Annotated in this window: 22 protein-coding genes; all 22 read right to left on the bottom strand. The window is 42.5% G+C overall.

All coding sequences use genetic code 11. The features are described from left to right. Positions 1-33: 33 nt before the first annotated feature. The 22 genes from nuoK to OTG27_RS00920 all read right to left on the bottom strand — a co-directional run bounded on the left by nuoK (position 34) and on the right by OTG27_RS00920 (position 19,778). The gene (nuoK, locus tag OTG27_RS01025; protein ID WP_034315785.1) at positions 34-348 is read right to left on the bottom strand and encodes an NADH-quinone oxidoreductase subunit NuoK; all 315 of its coding nucleotides are present in this window, start codon (positions 346-348) and stop codon (positions 34-36) included. Then, positions 345-863: an NADH-quinone oxidoreductase subunit J gene (locus tag OTG27_RS01020; protein WP_048685826.1), complete on the bottom strand. Its 519-nt coding sequence runs from the start codon at positions 861-863 to the stop codon at positions 345-347. The genes nuoK and OTG27_RS01020 overlap by 4 nt, the downstream gene beginning before the upstream one ends. Then, positions 860-1,279: an NADH-quinone oxidoreductase subunit NuoI gene (gene nuoI, locus OTG27_RS01015; protein WP_034315789.1), complete on the bottom strand. Its 420-nt coding sequence runs from the start codon at positions 1,277-1,279 to the stop codon at positions 860-862. Before nuoI ends, OTG27_RS01020 begins: the two co-directional genes overlap by 4 nt. Before the next feature lie 33 nt (positions 1,280-1,312). After that, complete coding sequence (nuoH, locus tag OTG27_RS01010; protein WP_048685830.1) at positions 1,313-2,320, bottom strand: NADH-quinone oxidoreductase subunit NuoH; 1,008 nt, start codon at positions 2,318-2,320, stop codon at positions 1,313-1,315. Then, the gene (locus OTG27_RS01005; RefSeq protein WP_034315793.1) at positions 2,321-3,418 is read right to left on the bottom strand and encodes an NADH-quinone oxidoreductase subunit D; all 1,098 of its coding nucleotides are present in this window, start codon (positions 3,416-3,418) and stop codon (positions 2,321-2,323) included. It abuts the gene before it with no gap. A gap of 5 nt (positions 3,419-3,423) precedes the next feature. Continuing rightward, complete coding sequence (locus OTG27_RS01000; protein WP_268935979.1) at positions 3,424-4,782, bottom strand: NADH-quinone oxidoreductase subunit C; 1,359 nt, start codon at positions 4,780-4,782, stop codon at positions 3,424-3,426. Beyond that, positions 4,783-5,259, bottom strand: coding sequence for a NuoB/complex I 20 kDa subunit family protein (locus OTG27_RS00995; RefSeq protein WP_170946902.1), 477 nt, complete (start codon positions 5,257-5,259; stop codon positions 4,783-4,785). 26 nt (positions 5,260-5,285) lie between these two features. Continuing rightward, positions 5,286-5,660, bottom strand: coding sequence for an NADH-quinone oxidoreductase subunit A (locus OTG27_RS00990; protein WP_057278185.1), 375 nt, complete (start codon positions 5,658-5,660; stop codon positions 5,286-5,288). 339 nt (positions 5,661-5,999) lie between these two features. After that, entirely contained in the window at positions 6,000-6,401 is a 402-nt protein-coding gene (locus OTG27_RS00985) for a F0F1 ATP synthase subunit epsilon (protein WP_034315803.1), read from the bottom strand. 25 nt (positions 6,402-6,426) lie between these two features. Then, on the bottom strand, positions 6,427-7,824 hold the full coding sequence (gene atpD / locus OTG27_RS00980; RefSeq protein WP_034315806.1) for a F0F1 ATP synthase subunit beta: 1,398 nt from the start codon (positions 7,822-7,824) through the stop codon (positions 6,427-6,429). An 88-nt stretch (positions 7,825-7,912) separates the two neighbouring features. After that, the gene (locus OTG27_RS00975) at positions 7,913-8,773 is read right to left on the bottom strand and encodes a F0F1 ATP synthase subunit gamma (RefSeq protein WP_034315808.1); all 861 of its coding nucleotides are present in this window, start codon (positions 8,771-8,773) and stop codon (positions 7,913-7,915) included. Between the two features lie 37 nt (positions 8,774-8,810). Continuing rightward, positions 8,811-10,319 carry a F0F1 ATP synthase subunit alpha gene (gene atpA, locus OTG27_RS00970; protein ID WP_034315812.1) on the bottom strand — a complete coding sequence of 503 codons (1,509 nt, stop codon included), beginning with the start codon at positions 10,317-10,319 and terminating at the stop codon, positions 8,811-8,813. A 24-nt stretch (positions 10,320-10,343) separates the two neighbouring features. Next, complete coding sequence (locus OTG27_RS00965; protein ID WP_034315814.1) at positions 10,344-10,880, bottom strand: F0F1 ATP synthase subunit delta; 537 nt, start codon at positions 10,878-10,880, stop codon at positions 10,344-10,346. Next, a complete protein-coding gene (gene atpF / locus OTG27_RS00960) occupies positions 10,877-11,392 on the bottom strand; it encodes a F0F1 ATP synthase subunit B (RefSeq protein WP_034315815.1) in 516 nt (171 codons plus the stop codon). Before atpF ends, OTG27_RS00965 begins: the two co-directional genes overlap by 4 nt. A gap of 150 nt (positions 11,393-11,542) precedes the next feature. Then, the gene (gene atpE / locus OTG27_RS00955; RefSeq protein WP_034315818.1) at positions 11,543-11,767 is read right to left on the bottom strand and encodes a F0F1 ATP synthase subunit C; all 225 of its coding nucleotides are present in this window, start codon (positions 11,765-11,767) and stop codon (positions 11,543-11,545) included. A 72-nt stretch (positions 11,768-11,839) separates the two neighbouring features. Further along, entirely contained in the window at positions 11,840-12,556 is a 717-nt protein-coding gene (atpB, locus tag OTG27_RS00950) for a F0F1 ATP synthase subunit A (RefSeq protein ID WP_034315819.1), read from the bottom strand. Positions 12,557-12,578: 22 nt separating this feature from the next. Continuing rightward, complete coding sequence (locus OTG27_RS00945) at positions 12,579-12,947, bottom strand: ATP synthase subunit I (protein ID WP_191930439.1); 369 nt, start codon at positions 12,945-12,947, stop codon at positions 12,579-12,581. 286 nt (positions 12,948-13,233) lie between these two features. After that, positions 13,234-15,462, bottom strand: a complete 2,229-nt coding sequence (locus OTG27_RS00940; protein ID WP_307729972.1) for a S8 family serine peptidase — start codon at positions 15,460-15,462, stop codon at positions 13,234-13,236. 83 nt (positions 15,463-15,545) lie between these two features. Then, on the bottom strand, positions 15,546-16,688 hold the full coding sequence (wecB, locus tag OTG27_RS00935) for a non-hydrolyzing UDP-N-acetylglucosamine 2-epimerase (protein ID WP_063574650.1): 1,143 nt from the start codon (positions 16,686-16,688) through the stop codon (positions 15,546-15,548). Positions 16,689-16,711: 23 nt separating this feature from the next. Further along, positions 16,712-17,341, bottom strand: a complete 630-nt coding sequence (upp, locus tag OTG27_RS00930; protein ID WP_034315825.1) for a uracil phosphoribosyltransferase — start codon at positions 17,339-17,341, stop codon at positions 16,712-16,714. 230 nt (positions 17,342-17,571) lie between these two features. After that, positions 17,572-18,813 (bottom strand): serine hydroxymethyltransferase, encoded by a 1,242-nt coding sequence (locus OTG27_RS00925; protein WP_053536892.1) that lies wholly within the window; start codon positions 18,811-18,813, stop codon positions 17,572-17,574. A 371-nt stretch (positions 18,814-19,184) separates the two neighbouring features. Continuing rightward, complete coding sequence (locus OTG27_RS00920) at positions 19,185-19,778, bottom strand: TIGR01440 family protein (RefSeq protein WP_268935978.1); 594 nt, start codon at positions 19,776-19,778, stop codon at positions 19,185-19,187. Positions 19,779-19,783 lie beyond the last annotated feature (5 nt).

Below are 19,783 nucleotides of genomic sequence, written 5' to 3'. Positions count from 1 at the left end.
GTATCAAATCCCCTTCTTCAATTATATAAACCTTCAATTCTTCATCATTTCCATTTCATCGACATTGACCGTCTTACGATTGCGATAAAGGGACATTAGTATGGCCAGCCCTACAGCTGCCTCCGCTGCAGCAATCGTAATCGTGAATAAGGAAAAAACTTGACCCGTAATGGATGGCGTTACCCCGAATTTACTGAAGGCCACTAAATTGATATTTGCAGCGTTCAGCATCAGCTCGATTGAAATCAAAACAATGACCGCATTTCTTTTCGTCAAGGCACCATACAGCCCTATACAAAATAAAACGAGAGCCAATACAAGATAAGCCGACAAAGGAACTCCCGTCATGATCGATCTCCCTCCTCATCATCTTTTTTAGCCAATACGATGGCACCGACTAAAGCAACAAGCAGGAGTACCGACATCACTTCAAATGGAATTACATATTTTGAAAAAAGTTCGATTCCTATTTGCTTTGTATTTTCCTCATGCAACGCCGTTGGCTGTACAGGTATATCCAGATTATAAATCCCCAGATACACTGCTACGGCAAATCCGGCAATCGCTGCCAGCAAGGAGAAATTCCCCCAGCCCCCTTTAGCCGGTGCATCATTTTCCTGGTGTTTTGTCAGCATAATCCCGAATAGCATCACGATCGTAATTGCCCCTGAATAAATAAGGATTTGGACAATGGCGACAAACTCTGCCGAGAGCAACATATAAATGCCTGCAATGCCCAAGAAAGTAAAAACAAGTGCGATAACCATGTGCACCACTTTTGTTAAGGTAATCAGCAACACCCCGCCTACTATCGCGACAAGTGCCAATCCAATAAAGGCAATCAATTCACCCGACAAACTCATACTTTATTCACCTTCCGGATATTTTCATCATTTTCATCCAGCCACTCCAGGTTTTTAAATAGATGATCACGGCTATACTCGGCAAGCTCGAATTGATTCGTCATCACGATCGCTTCTGTAGGGCAGACCTCCGTACATAAATCACATAAAATGCAAATCTCGAAATTGATGTCATACGTCTCGATGATTTTCCCTTTTTTCGACGGGTCCGGATGTTTCTTACCAGTTAATTGAATACAATCCGTTGGACAAATCGTCACGCATTGATTGCATACGATACACTTTTCAGGATAGAATTTTTGGATTCCGCGAAATCGGTCAGGGAGCGGAAGCGGCTCATTCGGGTAGTCATAGGTCACTTTTTTCCTCGTCAAGTTCTTTAATGTATAGGTTAAACCTTTTGCTAAACCAAGCATATAAATCCCTCGCTTTCCGACCAGCTTAAGTTTCTAAAAAAGGTTAAGCAATTCTTTTATTAGTGCCGTCAAAAATATATTTGCCAATGCAACCGGAAGCAGTACTTTCCATCCGAATTCCATCAATTGATCAGCCCTTATCCGAGGAAAGGTTACACGGATCCAGACCAATATATAGAATACGGCACTGAACTTCAGACCGAACCAGATGGCCGCCGGAATAAAATCCAAAAACGGAATAGAATTCCATCCCCCTAAAAATAATACAGTGGTTAGCGTTGCCATTGCAAACATATACACATATTCGGATAACATAAAGAAGGCCCAGCGAAATCCAGAGTATTCAACATGATAGCCTGCTACAAGTTCGGATTCCGCTTCCGGAAGGTCAAAAGGAACCCTGTTCAACTCGGCAACCGATGCAATGAAAAACACGATGAACGCAACCGGCTGAAGAAAAATGAACCAAACCTTTTCCTGGGCTGCGACTATATCATTCAAGTTTAAACTGCCTGTTATGAGGACGATGCCCACTAGCGACATCACCAAAGGGATCTCATAAGATATCATTTGCGCGGCTGCCCTCATTCCGCCAATCAAAGAATACTTATTATTGGATGCCCAACCTGCAGTGACGATGCCGATGGTCGATATGCCGGAAATCGCCATGTAATAAAGCAGTCCGACACCTATATCAGCAAATTGGAAGGCATCGGTGAACGGCAAGGTGGCAAGGACCATGAAAGCGGGAGCAAAAGCAATTACTGGAGCTAAAATATATAACGGCTTATCAGCTTTCTTGGGTATCGTATCTTCCTTGATCAGAAGTTTCAAAACATCAGCAACGGTCTGTAAAAGACCCCATTTCCCTCCAATTTGGTTTGGGCCGACACGCATCTGCATGAATCCCATGATTTTACGCTCTGAAAGGATTCCATAGGTTACAAACCCTAATACGACAAACAGGAGCAGGACTGCCAAACCGAAAAAAATGCCAAAATTCAGCAGGCTTGGAGCGGAATGGAGAAGATCCTTGATCATTTATCCATCCACCTCCCCTAACACGATATCGATTGCACCTAAAATCGTTATCAAGTTCGCCATATTTTCCCCCTCCAATAATTTCGGAAGAATTTGCAGATTATAAAACGAAGGTCTGCGGAATTTCAAGCGGTATGGCTCCTTTTTCCCTTCACTCGCGATATAACAGCCTATTTCCCCTCTTGGTGATTCAATTCGGACAAATGCCTCACCCTTAGGAACCTTTATTATTTTAGGGACCTTAGCAAGGACCGGCCCTTCTGGAAATTGCTCAACCGCCTGCTCGATGATTTTCAGTGACTCTTCGATTTCTTCCATTCTACAATGATAGCGTGAAAAGGCATCCCCCTCTTCCCTTGTAGGAACATCGAATGTGAACCTGTCATAAATGGAATATGGTTCATTTTTTCGTAAATCCCACTTCACACCTGTACACCTTAAGTTGGCACCGCTAAGCGAATACTGCAATGCTTCTTCCTTCGAATAGATGCCCACCCCTTTAACCCGATTAACAAAGATTTCATTCCCTGTCACAAGCTCATGGTAACCTGCAAGCTGCTCCCTCATATAAGGGACAAACTCGGCAACCTTCGCAATCCAGTCTTCAGGAGCATCCCATTTCACACCTCCGACACGCATATAATTGAATGTTAGGCGTGCCCCTGACAATTCAGTCAATAAATTAACGATCATTTCACGCTCTCGGAATGCGTAAAGGAAAGGACTCGTTGCACCTATATCCAGCAAGTATGTACCCCACCAGACGAGGTGGCTTGCAACTCTGCCCAATTCCATTGCGATGACCCGCAAATATTCTGCCCTTTCAGGGATCTCCACCCCCATCATTGTCTCAACAGCATGGCAAAGTACATAATTATTTGTCATTGCCGCCAGATAATCGAGCCGGTCAGTATATGGGATTATTTGTGTATATTGCAGATTTTCCGCTAGCTTTTCCGTACCCCGATGCAGATACCCGATGACAGGTGTAGCCTCTTTGATAATCTCACCGTCAATCTTGATGACAAGCCGAAAAACACCATGTGTACTCGGATGCTGCGGCCCGACATTGAGAAGCATTTCTTCCGTCCTTAACATAGGGTTTATACCTCCACATCATAAGGCTCATAATCTTTTCTAAGGGGATACCCTTTCCAATCTTCCCCAAGTAAAATCCGCTTTAAATCAGGGTGTTCATAAAAGTTAATGCCCAATAAATCATACGCCTCACATTCTGGCCAATTTGCACCTGACCATAATGGGACCAATGATGGGATAACGGGAGTATCCCTATCAAGCTTCACCTTCAAGGCAACTGATTGGTTCATTTTGAATGAGTGTAAATGTACATAGATTTCCATATGGGATTCAAAATCCGTACCATGAAGTTCCGATAAATACGAAAAGTCAAGCTGTTCATCATACTGCAGAAATTTGGCTATTGAGAAATATGTATCCGGGTTAGCCACTAAAGTGGGTACATCTTTTGATAGTCTATTAATATAGTTCTCTAATAATGCCCCTTGTCCTACATGGCTTTCAATAGCAGAAACAATTTGATCGAGTTTCGACTGATTTGGGGAAATTTCGCTAGGGGTGTCAGCTTCCTCGCTTTCCTGTGCAGCTGTCCTGTTCTTCGCAGCAGCAGCAGCAGCTTTCGCTTTGGCAGCGGCTGCTGCCTTCGCCTTGGCCGCTGCCGCCGCCTTTTGCTTCGCTGCATCGATTTCGCCTTCCGGCTTTTCTCCCGCTTCTTCTTTCGCCTGTTTCCGGGCCAATGCAGCTGCCTTCGCCTTGGCCGCTGCCGCCGCCTTTTGCTTCGCTATATCCATTTCACCTTCCGGCTTTTCTGCTGCTTCTTTCGCCTGTTTTTTGGCCAGTGCGGCTGCCTTTGCCTTGGCCGCTGCCGCCGCCTTTTGCTTCGCTATATCCATTTCACCTTCCGGCTTTTCTGCTGCTTCTTTCGCCTGTTTTTTGGCCAGTGCGGCTGCCTTTGCCTTGGCCGCTGCCGCCGCCTTCTGCTTCGCTATATCCATTTCACCTTCCGGCTTTTCTGCCGCTTCTTCTTTCGCCTGTTTTTTGGCCAACGCAGCTGCTTTCGCCTTTGCCGCTGCCGCCGCCTTCTGCTTCGCTATATCCATGTCGACTTCCGGCTTTTCTGCCGCTTCTTTCGCCTGTTTTTTGGCCAACGCAGCTGCTTTCGCCTTTGCCGCTGCCGCCGCCTTCTGCTTCGCTATATCCATGTCGACTTCCGGCTTTTCTGCCGCTTCTTCTTTCGCCTGTTTTCGGGCCAACGCAGCTGCTTTCGCCTTTGCCGCTGCCGCCGCCTTCTGCTTCGCTATATCCATGTCGACTTCCGGCTTTTCTGGAGCTTCTTCTTTCGCCTGTTTTCGGGCCAATGCTACAGCCTTCGCCCTGGCCGCGGCCTCTGCCTTTTGTTTCGCTAAGTCTTCCTTTTCACTCATCTATATCACCCGCTTTCCGGTTTTCGCCTCATAACGGATTTTTTCTTTTAATTTATTGATTCCGTAAATAAGTGCAGCTGGGTTTGGGGGACAACCCGGTATATACACATCGACAGGTACAATTTGATCTACCCCTTTGACCACTGAGTAAGAGTGAACATAAGGCCCGCCAGCAGTTGCACAGGAGCCCATTGCAATAACCCATTTCGGTTCTGGCATTTGTTCGTATAATCTACTTATTATTGGAGCCATTTTTTTCGTTACCGTTCCTGAAACAATCATGACATCCGATTGTCTGGGGGATGTCCGAAAAAAAGAACCAAATCGGTCCAAATCATAATGAGAGGAGCCGACACCCATCATTTCAATTGCACAACATGCCAAACCGAATGTCATTGGCCAGAGTGAGTTACTTCTAGCCCAGCCTTTTATTTGTTCAAGTGTGGATAAGAAAATACTGTGGCGCATTTCTTCCATTTCTTTAGGGGTAAGTTCATCCAACTTCAATTCCACTTTAACACCTTCTTTTTCCAAGCATAGATTAGGCCTAGCATAAGGATCACGACAAAAAACAGCATTTCAATCAATGCAAACAGTCCGAGTTCATCATAGGCAACCGCCCATGGGTAAAGAAAAACCGTTTCTACATCAAATATGACGAACATCAATCCAAATAGATAATACCTAACATTGAATTGAACCCTTGAATCCTGAAAAGGTTCGATTCCGCTTTCATAAGTCGTATACTTCATATCTGTCGGTTTATAAGGCCTTAGCAGTCTACCAAGAAATAAAGCGATCACAGGTAATAAAATTCCGAGACAAAGGAAAACAAATACAATTAAATAATTATTTTGGTAAATATGCAGCTGTCCCATGTTCATCTCCCTTTATGGATATATCATGTTAAATGGCTACAATTTAAGTTTGCTTGTCTTCATTTTGGATACGTTATAAATATTATGCAGGGTAACATTCTTTTAGAAGCAACGTGAAAGGAGGGGTATGAAGTAATAAATGTAAGCGTATACATTATAACATTAGGATAAAAGCATGTCGACGAGTTAAGGTTTAAAATGGAAAATACTTTACTCTATAATTCGACATTTTACTCCTAATTCTGATATTCCATGTCAATAATCTTCAAAAACCATCTGGATAAAAAAACACCTGATCTTACCACGAATGGTTTGATCAGGTGTTTTCATCAATTAAAGTTATCGCATTTCTGCAATTTGGATTCGGTTGATTGCACGTTTAAGCGCTAAATCAGCTCTTTTGGCATCATTTGATCCATCATTGTTCTGCAATCTTTGTTCAGCACGGGCTTTTGCTGCTTGAGCACGTGCAAGATCGATAGTTTCAGCTCTTTCAGCAGATTGAGCTAAAATGGTTACCACATCAGGGCGAACTTCTAAGAAGCCACCATTTACAGCTACATAGTCTGTGTTGCTTCCATTTTTAAGACGGACAGCACCAATGGTAAGCGGGGCTACAGTTGGAACGTGTCCAGCCATGATTCCCAGCTCACCGCTTTTAGCTTTAGTGCTTACCATTTCAACTTCTGCATCATATACTGGGCCATCGGGAGTAACAACATTGACTTTAATGGTCTTCATTTCATTCCCTCCTAGGTCCCTTTAATTAAGCCATTTCTTTTGCTTTAGCAACAACTTCTTCGATGCGGCCAACTAGACGGAAAGCATCTTCTGGAAGTTCGTCATATTTTCCAGCTAGGATATCTTTGAATCCTTGGACTGTTTCTTTAACTGGTACATAAGATCCCTTTTGACCAGTGAATTGTTCAGCCACGTGGAAGTTTTGTGACAAGAAGTTTTGAATTCTACGAGCACGTTGAACGATTACTTTTTCGTCTTCGCTTAATTCGTCCATACCTAAGATGGCAATAATATCTTGAAGTTCTTTATATTTCTGTAAAGTCGATTGCACTTGACGAGCCACTTTATAGTGCTCAGCCCCAACGATTTCTGGGCTAAGGGCACGAGAAGAAGACGCCAATGGATCAACCGCAGGGTAGATACCCATTTCAGAAAGTTTACGCTCAAGGTTAGTTGTTGCATCCAAGTGAGCGAAAGTTGTAGCTGGAGCCGGATCCGTATAGTCATCGGCAGGTACATAGATCGCTTGAATGGATGTAACTGAACCTTTATTTGTTGAAGTGATACGTTCTTGCAATTGGCCCATTTCAGTAGCAAGAGTTGGTTGGTAACCAACCGCTGAAGGCATACGTCCTAGTAGGGCGGAAACCTCAGAACCTGCTTGTGTGAAACGGAAAATGTTATCGATGAAGAATAGAACGTCTTGTCCTTGTTCGTCACGGAAATATTCAGCCATTGTCAAACCGCTAAGAGCTACACGCATACGTGCACCTGGCGGCTCGTTCATTTGTCCGAATACCATTGCCGTTTTCTTGATAACACCGGAATCAGTCATCTCGTAGAAAAGGTCATTACCTTCACGAGTACGCTCACCTACACCAGCGAATACCGAGATACCGCCGTGCTCTTGTGCGATGTTATTGATAAGTTCTTGGATAAGTACAGTTTTACCAACACCGGCTCCACCGAAGAGACCGATTTTACCACCTTTAATGTAAGGAGCAAGTAAATCTACTACTTTAATACCAGTTTCAAGGATTTCAACTGTTGTTGATAAGTCCTCAAAAGTTGGTGCTTGTCTGTGAATTGGATCACGGCGCACCTCTGCTGTAAGTGGTTCGAATAGGTCAATGTTTTCCCCTAATACGTTGAAAACGCGGCCTAGTGTTACTTCACCTACAGGAACGGAAATTGGAGCTCCTGTATCAACAGTCTCTGCACCACGGGTTAAACCATCAGTGGAAGACATTGCTACAGTACGAACTGTATTATCACCTAGTTGAAGGGCTACTTCAAGAGTTAGTCCTGTACCAGACGCTGTATTTTCGATTCTTAACGCGTTATAGATCTTAGGAAGTTGTCCGTCTTCGAATTTCACGTCAACAACCGGACCCATAACTTGAGTAACGCGTCCTATATTCATCGTTTTCCCTCCTAACGTTGCTTGTAACGACAATCTAGTTTATGGAACGGCCAAGCATCGTCCGGTCCGACCGTCCCTTTAATAATTTTTATTCTAAAGCTGCTGCACCGCCGACAATTTCCGTTATTTCTTGAGTAATTGCGGCCTGACGTGCACGGTTATATTGCAATGAAAGTGAATCAATCAATTCTTTAGCATTATCGGTCGCATTTTTCATTGCAGTCATACGTGCAGAGTGCTCACTTGCTTTACCATCTAGCAAAGCACCATAAATTAAACTTTCTGCGTACTGAGGCAGTAATACCTCAAGGATTTCTTCTGCATTCGGTTCAAATTCATAAGAAGTCATTGCTGCATTGGAAGTATTAAAGTCAGCTAACGGAAGGACTTGCGTTTCCGTTACATCCTGCTGGATTGGGCTGACATAATGGTTATAGTACATGTAAAGCTCATCACACAGTTCATTTAGATACAAATTCACTGTTGATTTTGCAAGGGAGCTAATGTCAGCGAAAGAAGGCTGATCAGGAACTCCAGTTACTTCAAGCTCTACGTGCATGTTACGGCTGACAAAGAAATCACGGCCAACCCTTCCGATTGCGATAATGACGAACTCATCATTGGATTTATGGCGTTCAAGAATGGTTTTATGAACGTGGCGAAGGATACTACTATTGTATGCTCCTGCCAATCCGCGGTCCGATGTGATTACCAGGTAACCGGTTTTCTTAACTGGACGCGAGACAAGCATTGGATGAGATGCACCCGTACTTCCGTTCGCAATACTTGATACTACTTCTTGAATTTTATCCATATATGGAACATATGCTTTAGCATTAGCTTCAGCACGGTTCATTTTAGAAGCAGATACCATCTGCATCGCTTTTGTAATTTGACTCGTCTTTTTCGTTGAAGTAATCCGAGACTTAATATCGCGTAAAGAGGCCATTCATTCTCACCACCCTTTATAAATTAGTTAGACCTTATTATTCAGAAATAACGAAGTTCTTTTTGAACTCGTTAATTGCAGCAACGATAGCAGCATCTTCAGGAAGACCTTTCGTTGTGCGAATGTGATCTAATAATTCCGGATGAGAACGATCTAGGAATACATAGTATTCTTCTTCAAAACGAAGGATATCCGATACTGGAATATCATCTAAATGACCTTTAGTCAATGCATAGAAAATCATGACTTGTTTTTCAACTTTGATCGGTTTGTTTAGATCTTGTTTTAGAACTTCAACTGTACGAGCACCACGGTTAAGTTTTGCTTGAGTTGCAGCATCAAGATCAGAACCGAATTGAGAGAATGCTTCCAATTCACGATAAGAAGCTAAGTCTAGACGTAAAGTACCAGCAACTTTCTTCATCGCTTTAATTTGTGCAGATCCACCAACACGGGATACGGATAGACCAGCGTTAATCGCAGGACGTACACCCGAGAAGAACAAATCGGATTGCAAGAAGATTTGTCCATCAGTGATGGAAATTACGTTTGTTGGAATATAAGCAGAGATGTCGCCTGCTTGTGTTTCAACAAATGGAAGCGCAGTGATTGAACCGGCACCTAAAGTGTCATTCAATTTAGCTGCACGCTCAAGTAAACGGGAGTGCAAGTAGAATACATCCCCTGGGAATGCTTCACGACCTGGAGGACGGCGAAGTAGCAAGGAAAGTTCACGGTATGCAGATGCTTGTTTAGAAAGATCATCATAAACCACAAGAACGTGCTTGCCAGCGAACATGAACTCTTCACCCATAGTCACACCAGCATATGGCGCTAGGTATAAAAGTGGTGCTGGTTGAGAAGCTGATGCAGATACAACGATTGTGTAATCCAATGCACCATTTTTACGCAGTGTTTCAACAGTTCCACGAACAGTTGATTCTTTTTGACCGATAGCCACATAGATACAGATCATATCTTGGTCAGCTTGGTTAAGGATTGTATCGATCGCAACTGATGTTTTACCAGTTTGACGGTCACCGATGATTAACTCACGTTGTCCACGTCCGATAGGTACTAGCGCATCGATTGCTTTAATTCCTGTTTGTAATGGTTCATGAACGGATTTACGGTCCATAACACCTGTAGCAGGGCTTTCGATTGGACGAGTTTTTGTTGTAGCGATCGGACCAAGACCATCTAATGGTTGTCCTAACGGATTCACGACACGCCCGATTAATTCTTCTCCAACTGGTACTTCCATGATACGGCCAGTACGGCGTACTTCACTGCCTTCTTGAATGTCTCTGAATGGTCCAAGAATAACAACACCTACGTTATTTTGCTCAAGGTTTTGTGCCAATCCCATTGAACCATTAGAAAATTCTAAGAGCTCCCCAGCCATTGCATTGTCTAAACCATGAACGCGAGCGATACCATCACCAACAGTGATTACTGTACCTACATCGCTTACTTTAATTTCCGACTGATAGTTTTCAATCTGCTTTTTAATCAGCGCACTGATTTCTTCAGCTTTGATGCTCATGAATTTCACCCCTATCTGTGAATATTAACCTAATAGTTGTTTGCTAAGGCGATCAAGCTTCCCACGTATCGTTCCGTCATAAATACGGTTACCGATTTGAAGTTTGATACCGCCAAGAATATTGCTATCCGTAACATTAGTGATACGCAAATTACGTTTGCCGATCTTTGCAGCAAAAGCTGAAGACACAGCCTCCGCTTCAGCTTCAGTTAATGGATTTACTGTATAAACAGTCGCATCCGCAACTGAATTTTCTTCATTCGCAAGTTCAATGAACTCTTGTGCCATAGGAATCACTTCATCTGTACGATGACGCTCCACCATTAACATTACAGTGTTTCGAACGGAAGACGAAAGACTTGCAAATGCATTTGCAAGCATTGTATTTTTTGCATCTCTAGTCATTTTAGGATGAGCCAAGAAGCTTAATAGATCTTTATCATTTGTGAAAACTTCATTCACTATGCGAAGCTCTTCTTCAAGTTGGTTAATGAGATTTTGCTCTTTCGCAATTTGGAAAAGAGCTACAGCATAACGTCCTGCTACAGTTATATCGCTCATTTACCTTCTCCTGCCTCTTGAATATATTCATTGATTAGTTTTTCTTGATCAGCTGATGAAAGTTCTTTCTCAATCACCTTAGAGGCGATCATGACAGATAATGAAGCTACTTGCTCGCGTAAGGCGGCAACTGCTTTTTCTCTCTCTTGAACGATTTCACGTTTTGCTGATTCTTTAACACGTTCAGCCTCTGCACGCGCTTGATTAATAATATCTTCGCGTTGTGCTTCGCCTTGCTGCTTAGCATTCTCTATAAGTTGTCCCGCTTCAGTGCGAGATTGTTTTACGATTTCACGCTGTTCTTCTAAATATTTCAGTGCTTCTTTCCGGCTAACTTCAGCTGCTTCAATTTCATTCGCAACATGCTCTTCACGTTCTTTCATGATGCCCATTAGCGGACCCCATGCAAACTTCTTAAGCAACGCTAACAAAATAATAAAGATTACAAGCTGGTATATGATATCTCCACCATTAAAGTGGACTTGACCAAGAACAAAATTGCTTGTTAACACGCTCGGTTCACTCCCTTCATGAGATTCACTATTGAAGTTCTGTATTTTCGATTGACAGTATCACTGCCATAAATGTTCACTTTAACACAGAGCAATGGCGAAGGGTCTCCTTGGATCATCTTCGCCATTATTGAACTTTTTCAAGTTATCTTATTTACCCATTACAATAAACGCGATAACTACAGCGATGATTGGAAGTGCCTCAACTAATGCAATACCAACGAACATTGTAGTTTGAAGCATACCACGAGCTTCTGGCTGACGAGCCATTCCTTCAATTGTACGCCCAACGATAAGACCGTTACCAATACCCGCACCTAGTGCACCTAATCCAACTGCGATAGCAGCAGCTATAAGACCTAAAGAACCTGTCATGATAAATTTCCTCCTTGAAATGTTGTTTTATTTTTTCATCAATATAATGTTCTAAATGAACAATATTTATAATTAATGGTCGTCACTTACTTTATGGGAAAGATAAACCATCGTTAACATAGTAAAGATAAAAGCTTGAATGGACCCGACAAAGATACTAAACCCTTCCCAAGCTAACATCGGTAATGCAGCAGTGGCTGCACCCACAACACCACTTGTTCCTAGTCCAGCAAGTAAAGTTAATAGTAACTCACCCGCATAAATATTCCCGTAAAGCCGCAATCCTAGAGTTAACGTATTAGCGAACTCCTCAATAATCTTTAACGGAAACAAGAAACCCATTGGCTGAACATAAGTTTTGGCATAATTTTTCATGCCTCTCATCTTGATACCATAATAATGAGTTAAACCCATTACCATAACTGCCAAAGTTAAAGTTATTGCCGGATCAGATGTAGGTGATTTCCACCAAAGTTCATGTCCTATTACAATCGAGAACGGCAACCCTAACATGTTTGAAACAAATACGTACAATATTAACGTCATTCCCAACATTAGGAACTGACCACCCGTACGCCAATCCATATTGCTGTTGATGATATTTTTCACAAAATCCATAACCCATTCGATAAAGTTTTGGATACCTGTTGGCTTCATCGCAAGTTTTCGAGTTGCTGCTACAGCAATAATGAAGACAATGAGACTTGCGATGGTCATCATAAGAACATTAGCCAAGTTGAAATGTATTCCGGTATTCATAAATTCCCACATAGGAGCTTCATGATTCAACAGTATTCACCTCTCTTCTTTACTACCTACGTATGTTTTGCATAAAATAATCTATCATAATGACAAAGTAAACTGTCATTAATCCCACAACCACGCAGACAACCTGAAATTCACCAGGATATCTCAATGCAATAATTGCAGCTAAACCCGCTACAGACATTCTAGTTAAACTACCAAGGGAGCGCGTTTTCTTTCCTTCGGCAACCTCTTGGGCGAACTTCTTGTTCTTTTTGACCATTGACCAGAATATAAATAGGCTGAAGGCAGTTCCAAGCAATAATCCTTGGAAGACTGAATCATGGGAAGTGAAAACCGCCCCAAGTAGATAAATACCCATTAAATACAACATGTATTTTAGCTGCCTATTGAACATCTTTTCCAATTCTAGCATTTTGTCATGTAATCTCCCTAGAAATATTGTAGTATCTTGTTTAGCTTAGGAGAATTTGCCCGTAACAAGTCCAAATAGAAGGTCAAAAACTTACTTCTATTTGACACGTTATTAACGTATGAAACCCCTCTCATTTTACATCCTTAGTTAGCATACAATAGGCTAGAATCATTGTCAATGAGTGGTTAGTGAAATTTGTCACAGGTTTGTAATTATTAACGAATTGTTCACAAATTATCTTTTTTCTTCTATTGACATCCGTTTTATTTTACTTATTAGCCTCTGTTCACTCAATAAGTAACGTCTTTTCTATCCGATCTTCCCTTCCGCCCCTTCTTGCAAAGATTATTGCTTTATACACTCCTTTAGGAGGCAAGTCCTTTTTCAATACATCTTTTTTGATCAAACCGGAAGGAGCCGATCTGGACCAATCCAAATATCCAGCGAATTTCAAGCTATCTTCCTCATAAAGGGCAATACCGAATTCTTCAGCCCCGCGCGGAAGATACATTTCGTATCGATATGTGCCTTCCTGGTCCCCTTGACCAAAATCAAATCCCATTATCCTTGGATAATCAGGCTCTTCTTTTACATATAAATAAGGAAGGGATATTCTTTTGGTTCCTTCCATTATAATGAGGTATCCATCAAAGACTCCCTTTTTAAGCTTGGCTGGGTTGACCTGCAATCCGACTTTTATCCGTTTCTTTTCCTTCGGTTTCAAAGTAAGGGATTTCGGCAATTCCCAAGTGAGTCCCGTCTCTTTTAATGGGACCATGAATGAGTACTTCCTCATTTCCGTACCGGTATTTTCTATGACTATGGTTTCATGATGCTCTTCAATTCCTTCTTTTTTTGTATACATCCCAAAAGACAATGAGCTTGGGTTCAAGAGCGTATCCGCTTTTAACGCTTCGTCGACCTGGATGCGCCCAGCCCCCTGTTCATATGTGTGATACAATTGATTTGCTGTTTTCCTCAATGGCTTGGAAGTGCTCATCAATGCAGATTTGACTTGATCAGGAGTCCACTCCGGGTGTTTTTGCAGGATTAAGGCGCATGCTCCTGCAACATGCGGTGCGGACATACTTGTTCCATCCAGGGACATATATCCTTTAGGAATGGTGCTTTCAATTTCCACTCCCGGTGCCAATACGTCAGGCTTTATTCCCCATGATACGGTTACCGGTCCCCTGGAGCTAAAATCCGCGAGCCTATCCTGCTCGTTCTTATAAACAAATTGAACGGTTTTGCTCTGCCCTTGCTCCATGATTTGCTTGAGCTGCAATCCATCTCTTCTATTAATAGAAGAAGCCGGGATGTTCATTTCTTTTTCCAAGCTTCCAGTAAAGGTCCCGCTCGTATTATTAAAAACAATTACCCCCTTCGCACCCGCCTTTTCTGCATTGGATACTTTCTGCTGGAAGGTAAGTGTGCCACGTTCCAACAACACAATCTTATCCCGAACATTCTTTAGGTCCTTTTTATTACCCAGTCCCCCATATATGACATCCTCGGAAAACGTCAGGTTCCATTTTTTAGAGCCTTGAAACAAGGTTAAATGCGATTGATGCTTTTTTGATCCAAGTCCGTAAATCATATACGGCACTCTTAAGGGCGGAGTCGAAGCCCCAACGGAAATCGCTTTTTCCGCTGTACCGGGTGAACCGACGGTCCATACAGCCGGACCGGAATTCCCGTTTGATGTCACGGCAACAATGCCGCTTTCCACAGCTTTATTCAATGCAAGGGAGATAGGTAAATCAGGACCATTGACGTTATTACCTAGAGAGAGGTTCAATACATCCACCTTATCCTTCATGGCTGACTCAATGGCCGTCAACACTTGATCAGTATCTCCAGAACCGCCTGGCCCCAATGCTCGATATGCGTAAATCTCCGCTTCAGGTGCGACACCTTTCATTTTTCCATTGGCTGCAATGATGCCCGCCACATGAGTGCCATGCAATGTATCCAGGTCGCCTTGATTTTTGGTTTCCATCGGATCTGCATCACCATCAACCAGATCCTTACCTCCTTTATAAGCTCGTTGCAAATCTGGATGAGTATAATCGATGCCAGTATCGATTATCCCTACCTTTATCCCTTTCCCGGTGATCCGGCGATTCTCCTTATCAAAGAAACCCCTGACCCTGTCTCCTCCTATGTATGGGACACTTTTATCCAACACGGCTTGATAAACGGATACTTCCGTTACTGCCTGAATTCCACCCTCCTTTTTAAGTTGTTCTATTTCATTCATTTTCCCTTGAAGGGAAAATCCATCCAGGGCAACCGAATAAACATTCCGTAATTGAAGAGATGGATATTTTTCAAGCAGTTTTTCGATCTTTTTTCGATTAAACGCCTTATCCATCGTGACAACAACCGTTACTTCCTTAGATTCAGATAGTTTTGGTAAAGGCGGCAGAATGACTTTTGCAAAGCCCTTTTCATATTGATAAATAAATATAAAAAGGAAAACAAACACTATGAACGTTTTCTTTCCCAACATAATCATCCCCTTAGCAGTTATCTTTTCTCAACAACCTTGGAGTATGCAAATAAAAAAAGGAAAAGCGCATGGCTTTTCCTCTTTTATGGTTCAAATCTAGTTGGCGGCATATTCACTTGCTTAAAATAGTAACGGATGGCTTCAGCTATGCGGACCGAAGCATTTCCGTCCCCATATGGATTTGAAGCTTTGGACATTTTTTCGTGCACCTCTTGATCGGTGAGCAATTCATGTGCCAAATCATATATGGTTTGTTCATCAGTACCTGCCAATCTTAAGGTTCCAGCCGTAATCCCCTCAGGACGTTCGGTCGTATCCCTTAAAACCAGGACTGGTACACCAAGTGACGGTGCCTCTTCCTGGATTCCTCCAGAATCAGTCAAAATCAGAAAGGCTCTAGAAGCGAAGTTATGGAAATCCAATACATCCAGCGGTTCGATCAAGTGAACCCGCGGATCGTCCCCGAGAACTTCGTTTGCCAATTCTTGAACAAGCGGATTCAAATGGACAGGATATACCACTTGAACATCATCATGCTCAACAATGATTCTCTTAACGGCCCTGAAGATATTCCTCATGGGTTCCCCTAGATTTTCCCTGCGATGGGCGGTAAGCAAAATGAGCCTGTCTTCTCCAAGTCCATTTAAAACCGGATGGGAATATGTCGACCTTACAGTCGTTTTTAAAGCATCCGTTGCCGTATTTCCCGTCACGAAGATATTATCCTTCTTGTTCTCGTTCAGCAGATTCTCCTCGGCTTTCGAAGTCGGCGCAAAATGCAAATCCGCCATCGTACCCGTAAGCTGTCGATTCATCTCTTCCGGATAGGGGGAATACTTATTCCATGTGCGCAGCCCCGCTTCTACATGCCCAATGACAATTTGATTATAAAAAGCTGCCAGACTGGCAACAAACGTTGTGGTTGTATCACCATGAACGAGAACAATATCTGGTTTAGCTTCCTTCATTACGGAATCAAGACCATTCAATGCTCTTGTTGTAATGTCAGCAAGCGTTTGCCTTTCCTTCATTATGTCCAAGTCATAATCCGGCTGTATGGAAAATAGTTCGAGAACTTGATCTAACATTTGGCGATGCTGAGCCGTGACAGCAACGATCGGCTTGAAATATTCTGGGTGTTTTTGAAATTCGAGTACTAAGGGAGCCATTTTGACAGCTTCTGGTCTCGTCCCGAAAATGGTCATGACTTTAATCGGTTTGTTCATTCGTGACACCTCAGTTTCTTTCCTTATTTTGTGCCGAATAAACGATCTCCTGCGTCTCCAAGACCCGGAACGATATAACCATGTTCATTCAGTTTTTCGTCAAGACCCGCAATATAGATATCAACATCAGGATGAGCTTCTTTTAAAGCTTCCACACCCTCTGGAGCAGCAATCAAACACATGAATTTAATATTGACTGCACCGCGTTTTTTAATGGAATGGATCGCTTCGATGGCTGATCCGCCAGTGGCTAGCATCGGGTCAACGACAATGCATTCCCTTTCTGCCAAGTCACTTGGCATCTTCGCATAATATTCAACCGGTTTCAATGTTTCAGGATCACGGTAAAGTCCAACATGTCCGACCTTTGCAGCAGGAATCAGCTTAATGATTCCGTCCACCATCCCTATGCCCGCACGTAAAATCGGGACGATTCCCACTTTTTTACCAGAAAGCATTTTCACTTTCGCTGTGCTTACAGGCGTTTGGATTTCCACTTCTTCCAGCGGCATATCCCTCGTGATTTCAAATGCCATCAATGATGCAACTTCATCCACTAGTTCACGGAATTCTTTTGTTCCTGTATTTATATCACGTATATAGGCTAATTTGTGTTGAATTAACGGGTGATCGAAAACATAAACTTTTCCCATTTGGCATCTCTCCAATTCCATTGCTTAGTTTTGCGCTTTTTTATGATTTCCCTAATCGAATAGAAAAATTTTCGTGTCTTTTAAATTTCACTTCAACCTATTTTACAGAAAAACGTTTCAATCTTCAATAAAGGTTTAGTTGTCAGACCTATTTTCACTATTCGGATTCTTCTAACACACCGACTTCCATAAATGAAAAAACCGCTCCCTTTAAAGGGAGCGGCCCGATATTACAATGAAGGATATAATTCAAATTTGTTCGCTAATGATTCAACACGCTGTTTTGCTTCTTCAAGCTTAGCTGCGTCTTCATTATTTTTCAATACAAGTCCGATGATAGCAGCTATTTCATCCATGTCTTCCAATCCGAAGCCACGTGATGTCACTGCCGCAGTCCCAATACGTATACCGCTGGTAACGAATGGTTTTTCCGGGTCATAAGGAATCGCATTTTTGTTCACGGTAATACCGATTTCATCCAAAACATGCTCTGCGATTTTTCCCGTTAACCCTGTAGAGCGTACATCAAGAAGAATCAAGTGATTGTCCGTTCCATCAGAAACAAGAGTGAACCCTTCTTTCTTCAAACCTTCACCCAAGCGTTTAGCATTGTCGATGATTTGTTGAGCATATACTTTAAAATCATCTTGAAGCGCTTCGCCGAATGCAACAGCCTTAGCTGATATTACATGCATCAAAGGACCGCCTTGAATTCCAGGGAAGATGGATTTATCGATCTTCTTACCGAATTCTTCTTTACAGATGATCATCCCGCCGCGTGGTCCGCGAAGTGTTTTATGAGTAGTTGTTGTAACAAAGTCAGCATAAGGAATTGGACTTTGATGTAATCCAGCCGCAACTAAACCTGCAATATGCGCCATGTCGACCATTAAATATGCCCCGACTTCATCCGCAATTTCACGGAATCGCTTGAAGTCGATTTCCCGTGGATATGCACTTGCACCCGCTACGATCAATTTAGGTTTGTGTTGACGCGCTTTTTCCAATACATCATTGTAATCGATACGGTGATCTTTTTCGTCTACACCATATTCAACAAAGTTGTAGTTAACACCACTGAAGTTTACTGGACTTCCATGTGTTAAGTGACCACCATGCGAAAGGTTCATCCCAAGCACTGTGTCGCCAGTTTGAAGCACTGTAAAGTAAACGGCCATATTGGCTTGAGCTCCAGAGTGAGGCTGTACGTTCACATACTCGCCTCCGAAAATTTCTTTCGCACGCTCACGTGCTAGATCTTCAACGATGTCTACATACTCACATCCGCCATAGTAACGTTTTCCAGGGTATCCTTCTGCATACTTATTAGTCAAGACCGATCCTTGCGCTTCCATGACAGCTTCACTCACGAAGTTTTCAGAAGCAATAAGCTCAATTTTACTTCTTTGACGCCCTAATTCCAGTTGAATTGCGTTAAACACTTGCTCATCTTGCTTTGCTAAACGATTCATTCCGTAATTCCTCCTTAAATTGTGCGTGATTCGCTTTTTAGTATTTATGTGCAACATGCCTTCAAAAAGCATGAAAAAGCCATATCAATAGTTATTAGAAAATTCTACTCCATTTTAACATGTCTAATTTAGAAGTGATAGTCTAATTTTATCGAACATTAAATGTTTTTTCATTTAAAAATGTTCGTATTTAACATCAGAATTATGGTAAATAGCTCTTTCACCTTATATTACAAGAGCGAAATCACTATTCTATTAGCACTATAAAGGAAAGTTTTTTCTTTTGATCCTTTACCTTGAGCGTTACGATTTTGCCCGCCTTAATTAAAAAACAGCATTCCCCATCCGAGAAATGCTGTCTTACTTACCCATTAAGTACAACTTTTGTTTTCAGAGAGGTCCCGATAAACTGCACGCTCCCCGCCAATCAGTTTCGGGCGGGCTTTTGCCATCGTCACATGTGCATGTCCTATTTCTTTAATGGCAGAGCGAATCGGAACCGCAACATGCTTCAGATGCATACCAATGAATGTGTCTCCAATATCTATCCCCGCATCCGCTTTGATATGCTCAACGACGACTGCATCTTTCCATTGCTGATAGGCGTACGTCGCCATCGATCCACCAGCTGTTCTTACAGGTACGACCGAAACTTCTTCATAACCATAACGAATCGCGGTTTCCCTTTGTAAAACCAAGGCCCTGTTTAGATGCTCACAACATTGATATGCAACCTGAACACCCGTTTTTCCTTGAAAATCCCTCACTACGGAAAAAATCATCCCAGCAACATCGAGCGTCCCTTCAGTCCCGATCCTTTTCCCGATCACTTCACTTGTACTGCAGCCGATGACCAGTAGCTGTTTCTCTTTTAAAGCCGTCTGTTCTTGGAACTCGTATAAAAGTTCCCGAAACTGGTTTTCCCACATCTCAAGCTCATTTGAAAATGTAGCATCACTTGTCATGAAAA

It is taken from the genome of Peribacillus sp. AS_2 (genome assembly GCF_026891895.1).
Taxonomy (GTDB): domain Bacteria; phylum Bacillota; class Bacilli; order Bacillales; family DSM-1321; genus Peribacillus; species Peribacillus frigoritolerans.
The sequence above is the reverse complement of the archived record's forward strand: the minus strand, read 5'-3'. Positions and strand labels throughout refer to the sequence as shown.